The 10,230-nt window shown below is 36.0% G+C and carries 9 protein-coding genes; all 9 read right to left on the bottom strand.

What is annotated here, in order from left to right; genetic code table 11:
* Window positions 1-145: sugar phosphate nucleotidyltransferase (locus tag CW267_RS13300; RefSeq protein ID WP_242816814.1), on the bottom strand; the 145-nt coding region annotated here is incomplete at its 3' end.
* Between the two features lie 242 nt (window positions 146-387).
* On the bottom strand, window positions 388-1,794 hold the full coding sequence (gene gndA / locus CW267_RS13295) for an NADP-dependent phosphogluconate dehydrogenase (RefSeq protein WP_000043543.1): 1,407 nt from the start codon (window positions 1,792-1,794) through the stop codon (window positions 388-390).
* A 163-nt stretch (window positions 1,795-1,957) separates the two neighbouring features.
* Window positions 1,958-3,349, bottom strand: a complete 1,392-nt coding sequence (gene wcaJ / locus CW267_RS13290) for an undecaprenyl-phosphate glucose phosphotransferase (RefSeq protein WP_032754937.1) — start codon at window positions 3,347-3,349, stop codon at window positions 1,958-1,960.
* 53 nt (window positions 3,350-3,402) lie between these two features.
* A complete protein-coding gene (locus CW267_RS13285) occupies window positions 3,403-4,557 on the bottom strand; it encodes a glycosyltransferase family 4 protein (RefSeq protein ID WP_100781304.1) in 1,155 nt (384 codons plus the stop codon).
* Window positions 4,558-4,606: 49 nt separating this feature from the next.
* Complete coding sequence (locus CW267_RS13280; RefSeq protein ID WP_032754944.1) at window positions 4,607-5,608, bottom strand: hypothetical protein; 1,002 nt, start codon at window positions 5,606-5,608, stop codon at window positions 4,607-4,609.
* 11 nt (window positions 5,609-5,619) lie between these two features.
* Window positions 5,620-6,177, bottom strand: coding sequence for an acyltransferase (locus CW267_RS13275; RefSeq protein WP_077257840.1), 558 nt, complete (start codon window positions 6,175-6,177; stop codon window positions 5,620-5,622).
* A complete protein-coding gene (locus tag CW267_RS13270) occupies window positions 6,174-7,688 on the bottom strand; it encodes a lipid II flippase MurJ (protein WP_032754947.1) in 1,515 nt (504 codons plus the stop codon). Before CW267_RS13270 ends, CW267_RS13275 begins: the two co-directional genes overlap by 4 nt.
* A gap of 1 nt (window position 7,689) precedes the next feature.
* Window positions 7,690-8,862, bottom strand: a complete 1,173-nt coding sequence (locus CW267_RS13265) for a glycosyltransferase family 4 protein (protein WP_100781303.1) — start codon at window positions 8,860-8,862, stop codon at window positions 7,690-7,692.
* Complete coding sequence (locus CW267_RS13260) at window positions 8,855-10,204, bottom strand: O-antigen ligase family protein (protein WP_032754952.1); 1,350 nt, start codon at window positions 10,202-10,204, stop codon at window positions 8,855-8,857. The genes CW267_RS13265 and CW267_RS13260 overlap by 8 nt, the downstream gene beginning before the upstream one ends.
* Between the last annotated feature and the right edge of the window lie 26 nt (window positions 10,205-10,230).

Here is a 10,230-nt window from a genome sequence, read left to right as displayed (position 1 = left end):
TTTCAAGGCCCGAGAGTCGGGTGATGGTTTCCTGCAGCATGGAGTTCTGCCCGAACAGGCGGAGGAACTGTTTCGGGTAAAGCTCGCGAGACATCGGCCAGAGACGACTGCCGGTACCACCAGCCATGATCACAGGAAGCAACATATTAATATCCTTTAATTAAAACCCTGTTATTAAACACCCAGATATATTCTGAGGCCAGAAGCAGCTTATTATAGGTGTACAAAAGTATAAATATGGCAAATTCTTAAAAGATAAGCATTTGGTTTATTAGAGCTGGATAAATAACGCAGGCGTGCAAATAAGATGACTTTGATCAGATTATTGTAGAATAACTAACAATAGATAACAGTCAGGCCAAATGGCCTGACTGTGGCATTTAAAGATTATTCCAACCACTCGGTATGGAATACACCTTCTTTATCAGTACGCTTATAGGTGTGCGCACCAAAGTAATCACGCTGAGCCTGAATCAGGTTAGCGGGCAGAACTGCGGAACGGTAGCTGTCGTAGTAGGCAATTGCCGCAGAGAACGTCGGTACCGGAATACCATTCTGTACGGCATACGCCACGACATCACGCAGCGCCTGCTGATAGTCATCAGCGATCTGTTTGAAGTACGGTGCCAGCAGGAGGTTAGCAATGCCAGCGTTTTGCGCATAAGCATCGGTGATCTTCTGCAGGAACTGCGCACGAATGATGCAGCCAGCGCGGAAAATCTTAGCGATCTCGCCGTAGTTCAGATCCCAGTTGTATTCATCAGAAGCAGCTCGCAGCTGGGAGAAGCCCTGAGCATAGGAGACGATTTTACCAAGGTACAACGCGCGACGCACTTTTTCGATAAATTCCGCTTTATCGCCGGCCGGTTGAGCCTGCGGACCACTCAGCACTTTCGAAGCAGCTACACGCTGGTCTTTAAGCGAAGAGATGTAACGAGCAAATACGGACTCGGTGATCAGAGACAGAGGTTCGCCGAGATCCAGTGAGCTCTGGCTGGTCCACTTACCGGTACCTTTGTTTGCAGCTTCATCAAGAATGACATCAACGAGGTATTTACCTTCTTCATCCTTCTTGGTGAAGATATCTTTGGTAATGTCGATCAGGTAGCTGCTCAGTTCACCTTCGTTCCATTCGGTGAAGGTTTGCGCTAGCTCTTCGTTGGAAAGAGCCAGACCGCCTTTCAACAGCGCATAAGCTTCAGCAATTAGCTGCATGTCGCCATACTCGATGCCGTTATGAACCATCTTCACATAATGGCCAGCACCGTCAGCACCGATATAGGTGACACATGGCTCACCGTCTTCTGCAACCGCCGCGATCTGCTTCAGAATTGGAGCAACCAGTTCATAGGCTTCTTTTTGACCACCTGGCATGATGGAAGGCCCTTTCAGAGCCCCCTCTTCACCACCGGAAACACCGGTACCGATAAAGTTAAAACCTTCGGCAGACAGTTCGCGGTTACGACGGATGGTGTCCTGGAAGAAGGTGTTGCCGCCATCAATGATGATGTCGCCTTTATCGAGGTAAGGCTTCAGGGAATCGATGGCGCTGTCGGTGCCAGCCCCAGCCTTCACCATCAACAGGATACGACGTGGTGTTTCGAGAGATTCAACAAACTCTTGTACTGTGTAGTAAGGAACCAGTTTCTTGCCTGGATTCTCGGCAATCACTTCTTCGGTCTTTTCACGGGAGCGGTTGAAAACGGAGACGGTATAACCACGGCTTTCGATGTTCAGCGCAAGGTTCCGCCCCATCACTGCCATACCGACAACCCCGATCTGTTGCTTGGACATTACATACTCCTGTCTGGTGTGGTCACTGCGACACGTTCGCAGCTTAAATGTGATGATAATGTTAGCCCAAAGTACAAAGAGCTCATAGTGAAAATTTATAGACTAGCACAAGGAAGAAATGTTGGATTACAAATGAACAAAGGACTGCTAACATCAAAGGAAATTAATAAGCCGCTTTATTTATAAATCCTTTAAAAACTGTAAGGAATATTATCTTAAGATCTAGCCAAATGCTCCAACTTCTGATATACAACAAATCGTATTCGATACGCTTTTCCATTTTTTCAAGTGTATCAGTTTCACCACGCCACCCATTGATTTGCGCCAAGCCGGTAATACCGGGTTTAACCTTATGACGAAGCATATAACCTTGAATTAAAGCTCTATACTGTTCATTATGAGCTACTGCATGTGGTCGCGGACCCACAACGGACATTTGCCCACACCAAACATTAAAGAATTGCGGTAACTCATCAAGCGAAGTGCTACGTAAAAATTTACCTACCTTAGTAACACGGACATCATTTTTTTTAGCTTGCACTACAATGTTGTCGTTTTCCATAACCCGCATAGAACGAAATTTCCACACTCGTATTGGTTTACCATCCATTCCATATCGTATTTGTCTAAAAAGTACGGGGCCTGGAGAGGAAAATTTAACAGCTATCGAAATTACCAGTAAAACAGGCGAAATTAATACAAGGATAATACTTGAAACAATAATATCCTCAAGCCTTTTGAAAATCATATTGATACCACTAAGTGGCGTATCAAATAATGGCACTACTGGCACACCATTGATTTCTTCAGTTCTTGCTTGCAAAATATTAAAGGTAAAGATATCAGGAATTAATAATACAGAACATGTTGTATCAGTCAATTGCTGTACAATGTTCTTTATCTTAGCCTCTTCTTGCATATTCATAGCGATATATATTCTATCGATTTTACCATTGCGAGCATCAACGATTAATTCATCAAGGTTCCCACAGTAATTGATATCTACAACATTTGTTAAAACTTCACTATTGTAATAGCCTAAAACAATAAATCCCATCCATGGTTCTTCGGCAAAACCTTTCAGCAGATTAATACCTGCAGGCAATGATCCTACAACAGCTACACGGCGAGTATTATAACCCAGGCGCCTTAGCATTCCGGCACCGAGACGTATCAATGTACGACATAATACAAAACCAATTGAAACTATTATATACCATATTACAGCAACGGTTATATTAAGATCAAAGTCATGAATTAATGAAATAATGCCTAAAGCTAGCACATAACTTAAGGACCAGTTTTTTAATATTAATTTCAGCTCAGCAGAAATTTTAACACCACGCCACGAACGATAGAAATCGGTAATACCACCTACCATTTGAAAAATCACGAGGACAATAAGCGAAAAAAGTAAATATTTTATCTCAAATTGCACGTTATTTAACAAACATATTGCATATAGACTTGTAAAAATAAGAACTATATCAGAAAATCTTTGAACCATCGATATAAGCGAGGCATTAGCATTTGCCCGCTGATAATGTATTGTCATTCTAGTTCACTCTTAATATAATTAGCAATAAGAGAAATTCCTTAAAAGAATATTTAGTATTCAATTCTTTTAGAAAGATTAAACTCGATCCATTTATCTTCAACATATTTTGATAAATTATTTTTAAATATTTCAACAGAAAATCGCAAGGCATTCTCCCTGCAATCCTGAGGTTCTATTTTATCAGACACAGTGTCAAAGAAATTAATAGCTTTTACTAAAGATGGAACACTTTGCTCATCGAAAAATACCCCAGTAGGTTTATTTACACCATAAGGACGAACAGTCTCAAGACTACCACCTTTTCCAAATGCAACAACTGGTGTACCACAAGCTTGAGCTTCGACCGGGGTTATACCAAAATCTTCTTCAGCAGCAAAAACAAAAGCTTTAGCATTTTGCATATGCTCAAGCATCACAGAATCAGGTTGATAACCTAAAATTTCAATATTGCTTTTAGCTTTACTTTTGATTTTAGCCATCTCAGAACCATTACCGATAACAACTAACCTTTTATCTGGCATATTAGAAAATGCTTCAACTATGAGATCAATTTTTTTATATGGCACTAATCTGGAAGCAGTAAGATAAAAATCCTGTTTAGATGTATTCATCAAAAAGCGATGAACATCAACGGGGGGATAGATCACATCAGCTGTTCTGCCATAAACCTTATGAATTCGCCTTGCAATAAATTGAGAGTTTGCAATAAAGTGATCTACGCCATTTGCTGTTCTATAATCCCATTGTCGTATTTTATGGAGAAGATACTTAGCAAGAATGCCTTTAACACCCTTATCTAAATGCGACTCTCTAAGGTATTGATGCTGGAGATCCCACGCATAACGAATTGGAGAGTGAACATAGCTGATATGTAATTGATCCGGGCCAGTTAATACTCCTTTGGCTACTGCATGGCTGCTTGAAATAATAACATCGTGTGATGAAACATCGAGTTGCTCTATAGCTAATGGCATAAAAGGAAGATATTTCTGATATGCTTTTTTAGCACGAGGTAACTTCTGAATGAATGTTGTTGATGCTTTTTTTCCATGGAAATAACTTCGCGATTGTTCAGAAAGAAAATCCACTACAGAATACAAATCAGAGTTTGGATATATGTCTATTATTTCCTTGATAACTCTTTCGGCCCCAGCATAAGTGACTAACCAATCAGCGACTATACCAATACTCTTCTCTTGGTTCATTATATTTTCCTTTCAAATAATTCGACGAAGTTAAAATTAACATATTTATTTAGTTACAGGCTAAATTTTGTATAATATTCGCCGCATCTTTATTTTGCATTTTTGAGTCCAAAATTCCGAAGCCATCTTCTGGATCCTTAGGGTATAAGTGATTATCCTTTAATTCGTAGATAAAAACACCCGCGTAACCTAATTTTTTTGCCTGACAAATTGCATTTTTCAAATCTTGAGCTTGAGTATTTAAAGAAACCGCAACAGGGCTAGAGGCTGTCGTCCAGCCAATTTCAGTAATATATATAGGTTTATTTTTAAAAGGTCCAGACTTTAATAAATCCATCGCATATTCAATTTGCTTCGTATAATACTTAAATTGATGGAATGGCGGTTTGCGATAAGTCGTATAAGGATGAATAGACAATGCGTCAGTAAAATTCACCATATCTGTTGTTAAAAAATCCCTAAAATAATCGCCTCTTCTTTCTAATCCTATGGCTTTATTAAAAGCAGCAGGAGAAAAAGAACTTGTAATTACAATTGAATCTTGAGCATTTTTCTTTATGATAGGATATGCATTTTTAACCAAAGCCTTATAATCCTCAACCTTCCCAGGTGTAGTATCTCCATTTTTATTATTCCATTCATTCCAAATTTGATAAAATCTCACTCTATTAGAAAAGTGTTTTGTCAGGTAATCAACATAGTTAACAAATCCTTTTACCGCATCTTTGGAAATAGGTTTATCACCATTATCATAATATTTATTACCATAATCAAGGATAAATAATACATCAATATTATTTTTTGAAGCATAATCTACAATAACGTCCCAAGCCGGAGGAATCGAGTAAGCACCTTTTTCTCGTTCTACTAATTTCCAAGGGGCATCTACTCTTATCGCTTTAATACCAAGAGATTTTACTTTATCAATTGTTGATATAATTTCCTCATCTTTTTTTTGGTATAAGTGTGAATTTACCCCAATAAGAAAATCTGAAGCTTGGCATTTAAACACGCTTACTATAAAAAACAAAAAAAACATTTTCTTTAACATATAATTTATCCCTATGAAATTTCTTTAATGAACTTACAGGGAATACCTGCATAAATAGAATTTTTACGCAAAGAACCTCTTGCCACAGAATTGCCTGCGATAACACTGTTTTCACCAATAATAGTGCCCTTAGTTATCATTACACCTGCACAAATCCAGACATTGCGCTCGATTCTGACTGGCGATTTAGCGTAACCTTGATAACGTATATCTTTAGAAAGATCATTATATCTATGATCAGAATCAAAACAGCATATGTTGTGCCCAAAAAGGCAGTTCTCTCCAATGTAAATATTATCGTGACTGACTATATTTGCATTTTTATTAAAGAACACACCACTCCCTATGTATATATTGCCACCAGAACTTACAATCGATGAATATGGGGAAATATAAACACGCCCTTTAGATGAATCTATTTGGACTTTACCAGTTCCGGTAATCTTAATTTCTGATAATATTGAAATATAAACTTTAAATGGATTGATAACTAACTTTTGTCGGTACTTTAACTTCAAAAAACAACAATAGCAGAAAGAAATAAAATACCTTATCAATTTCCCAATCATCTCTCCTTACCTCCCGATATTTTGCATTGTATTACTTTTATAATTGAATACACCATCCTAAACTCTTTAAAAAAGAACCCTAAGACAATGACAAATAAGTAAAAAGAAATAAAATTAAGTGTTAAAGTATAAATAACATGGTTGCTATAAAAATAACTTTCGACATTAAATGTTATATAAATGATACTATAGAGTGTTAGTATAAATACCATAATAATTAATGGCTTAATTACTTTATTAATAATTCCTAAGTATGTCGAACAAATGAAATATAATAGCAATCCGTTTAACGAAGCACCAATCCCAATACCATAAGCCCCGAAATTTTTGTATAAAAGTAAATTACCAGCAATATTTACCAAGACTGAGAGAGAAACGGCCATAAGCACTTTCTTATTTTGCATGTGAGCATTTAAAGCTTTAATAAAAATATAGCCAATAAGTTGAGCCCACAAACCAATAGCCATCCCACGTAGATAATTAGCAGTTATAACAACTGAATCATTATCAAATTTTCCATGTTTAAAAAGCAACGATACTATTTCTTCTGCACTTATATATATAAAAAACGAGCAACTACACCCGAAGAAGATAAGCAATTTATTTATATTAAGTAAATTATTTTTTGTTTTTGAAATATCAGACGATGCCCAATTCGAAAGACCAGCAAAAGCGATAGGAATGGCTACAAAAAAGTTAATTGTATCAGTTATAAACCTTGCATAATCTAAACCAGACACAGCATCTATGCTAATTAAAGATGATAAAGATCTTTCAAGGGCAATATTACCCTGCAAAATAAATGGCAAAAGAAGCAACGGCTTCATTATGCTACCAAATTCACCGAAAACTTCCTTAGCATTAACTTTTGTAAATTTTGTTGGTCGACTGAACAGCGTTGTGGAATCTTTCCTTGCGAAAGCCCAAAAGCAGAAAAATATATAACTACCAGTAAACCCCCATGCTAAATATTTATAGTTATTAAGATAAAATGCTGCAAATACTCCTAATAACATTCCTAGATTTTGCACGATAGCTCGCATAGACATTGGTACAAAGTCATTATGCGCCATTGAAACATAATTTATTATTGCAGAACATAAATAAAAAGGTGTACATAATGCCATAACTTCAAGCATATCTTTGGTGATAAGCTTTGTTCTAGCATCTACTCCTGGAGCTAAAATCGTCACCCAGAAATCAGAAAAAAAATATATACCAATCCAAACGATTAGTGATATAAATAAAAAAACGATATACATCATCCACTTAAATGTTCGGGCTTTTTCCTCATCTTCCAGTAAATATTTCTTATATAATGGAATGAATGCTGAATTGAGGCTGTCACTTGTGAGAAAATTAATAGGTACTAATGTTCCCGTCTGCGCAATTCTGTATGCACCATTAATTTCACCTGTCCCAAAAAATCTTGACAACAGTAATTCTCGTACAAATCCTAATACTTTTGAAATAAAATTACCGGATAATAATTGTAATATTTGTCTTTTCATATTACTTCCGATTCAAAAGTTCATGATATAATTTAGTTGAATAATCTAAAGTGTTTACTTCGTTAATATACGATTTCCTGTCGACTTCAACATTTTCAGAAAGTATCTGAATCAAAATTTCAGCGGCTTTCTTTATATCTTTGTAGTCAACTTTGTTCACTAACTCCGTTTGTTCGAAAAGTAAGTGTTTCGATATTATCATCGGCAACCCCGATGCTTGTGCTTCTAAAACATTAAGAGGAAGCCCCTCTATCCTTTTTGTAAGGAACATAAATACGTCAGACATATTCAAATATTTTGCGATAGTGACACGGTCTTGATCTCCCACAAAAATTACATTTTCGTTAAGAGATAACGATTGGACCATACTTTTTAGTGACGATTCTGCAGGCCCACTACCACAGATGATATAGAGTAGTTCTTGATGTTTATTTTGCTCAACAAGCTCTTTAACTACACGAATATTATTGTCGACGCCTTTTTGCTCATGCAATCGACAAACAGATATTATTATTTTTTTTTCTTTCGCAATATTGAAGTCAACACGAAGCTTTTCTTTTTTATCAATGGAGAAGGAGAATAATGATTCATCAATCCCATTCTCAATTTTTACTACTTTATCTTCAGCAACAAATAAATTATTTGGAAAAGAGGTTAAGCTTTTAACTACAGCATCACCAATTCCCACTATATAATCGAATTTTTTATAGTAATACGCATCTTTAAAAAACCAATATATATTTTTAATACCTTTAAGGGTTTTAATTGCAGAACGGCTTTTTATTTTAGTTTTTAATTCATCAATTGAAGTGCCATGCGCCTGCATTATAAAAGTTACATTGCTATATTTATTCCTATATTTTAGAACACCAAACCCGGCAGCACTCACGCTTATTACTCCGATCAACCGTTCTGCAGGGTAAGATAAAAAATGTTCAGCAGATTTCTCCCACCACGCGCGGTTATATTTCCCCGGTATGGTACCTTCTACTTCAACAATATTGATATTATCTTCTTTACATATGAAACTTGTACTCGGTAATTTCGTTGTTATTAACTCAACTTCTAAACCAATCTTAGCCAGACCTTTACACATATCCCATGTTACAACCTCTAAGCCTCCAGAGTTATGAGCTGGAATAGATCTTGCAAAAATAACAACTTTATTATTCATTTTCTTCCCGCTTTGTATTACTGATATTATAATTTAATGACGAGGTCATATTTTTTAGAGCCATTACAATTCCGATTGAGATTGCAAGAATTGGCATCTGATGTTGTTCACCTACCAAACCAAAGTTTTCACCAAAACCGTGGAGCATAAGCCAAAGAGACACCATCATTCCAGAGATAGATGCATACTTAAGTTTCTGATTTATTGAAAACATCCCCCGCCAGTTTATTTTTAAAGTTAAGAAAATGAACCAACAACTCAGTATAGCAGCCATTAACCCTGCCTTTGACCACATATATATTATTGTGTTATGCGGTGGGTAAATATACACAGTCTTAAAAAAGCGACCATAATCTTCTTGCCAACCTCCATAACCTTGGCCGATTATTGGATTATTAATAAAAGCATGCCAAGCGTAATTCCATATACCGAATCTGGTATCAGCTGTATCAGTGGATTCTGCTAAAAACTCGCTATTCATACTTATATTAAATATATTGACAACAAAAAACAAAAATGCTCCACATCCCAATACAGATGTAATAATCGTGATTTTATTTTTGTTTGAGGATGTTAAATAATAAATAAATAGGGGAATACCAACCGCAAAAAGAGCACTTGCCTTTGAACCTGTAAAAAAAATTGACACATAACATACTAACCCTAGTAATAATGTGGTTTTTTTTCTTGTTGTTTTATAGATAGAATATGACAAAAATGACGCAATGCCAACATAACAACCAGCAGCATTAGCATTTATAAAGAATAAACCGCCAGATTTGATAGGATCGTAGAAGTTATTACGTTGACCTTCATATAACAAACTGTCTAAAACGTTACCTCCAAGGAAAATTCGCGATGTGTTTGATAAAATCAATCCCAATTTTAAGTCTGGTAATAGTCTAAAAAGTATTATTAAAACTGCTTCAATTGCTATTAATATAAGCATGACATTAAGTATACTATACATGTACCGTAATCCATTATTTTTAGTAACATGATATACACCGGATACAATTAGCATAAATTGAATAAATGTCAGTATTTCTCTAAAACCTGAAGATGGTTGAACAGACCAAAGCAAACTTGCACTGCTAAAAACTATAATCAAGAATAACGATAGCATTATTCTTTTTTGTCCTAAAAATTTAATATTAGAGAAAAACTCTGGAATAAGTAAAAAACACGAAACCAATGCAAGGGATAAATCATATGGCCCTGGTAATATATATAATTGGACTACACATAGGCATAATGCCATGAGAAGTTTAAATCTTGCAGGGAGAAATATAAATGCAACACCTCCAATACCCCCTATAATCAATATTGAAATTTCAAACATAAAATTACCTTGGAATTAGGAAAAGA

Origin of the sequence: Klebsiella sp. X1-16S-Nf21 (genome assembly GCF_002837615.1) — a bacterium.
Classification (GTDB): domain Bacteria; phylum Pseudomonadota; class Gammaproteobacteria; order Enterobacterales; family Enterobacteriaceae; genus Klebsiella; species Klebsiella variicola.
This window is presented reverse-complemented; position numbering and strand designations above follow the sequence as displayed.

Excerpts from the sequence above, each read along its gene's own strand:
- gndA (WP_000043543.1), bottom strand. The coding sequence starts at position 1,794 with ATGTCCAAGCAACAGATCGGGGTTGTCGGTATGGCAGTGATGGGGCGG.
- CW267_RS13275 (WP_077257840.1), bottom strand. The coding sequence starts at position 6,177 with ATGATTGGGAAATTGATAAGGTATTTTATTTCTTTCTGCTATTGTTGT.
- CW267_RS13270 (WP_032754947.1), bottom strand. The coding sequence starts at position 7,688 with ATGAAAAGACAAATATTACAATTATTATCCGGTAATTTTATTTCAAAA.
- CW267_RS13265 (WP_100781303.1), bottom strand. The coding sequence starts at position 8,862 with ATGAATAATAAAGTTGTTATTTTTGCAAGATCTATTCCAGCTCATAAC.
- CW267_RS13285 (WP_100781304.1), bottom strand. The coding sequence starts at position 4,557 with ATGAACCAAGAGAAGAGTATTGGTATAGTCGCTGATTGGTTAGTCACT.
- CW267_RS13280 (WP_032754944.1), bottom strand. The coding sequence starts at position 5,608 with ATGTTAAAGAAAATGTTTTTTTTGTTTTTTATAGTAAGCGTGTTTAAA.
- wcaJ (WP_032754937.1), bottom strand. The coding sequence starts at position 3,349 with ATGACAATACATTATCAGCGGGCAAATGCTAATGCCTCGCTTATATCG.
- CW267_RS13260 (WP_032754952.1), bottom strand. The coding sequence starts at position 10,204 with ATGTTTGAAATTTCAATATTGATTATAGGGGGTATTGGAGGTGTTGCA.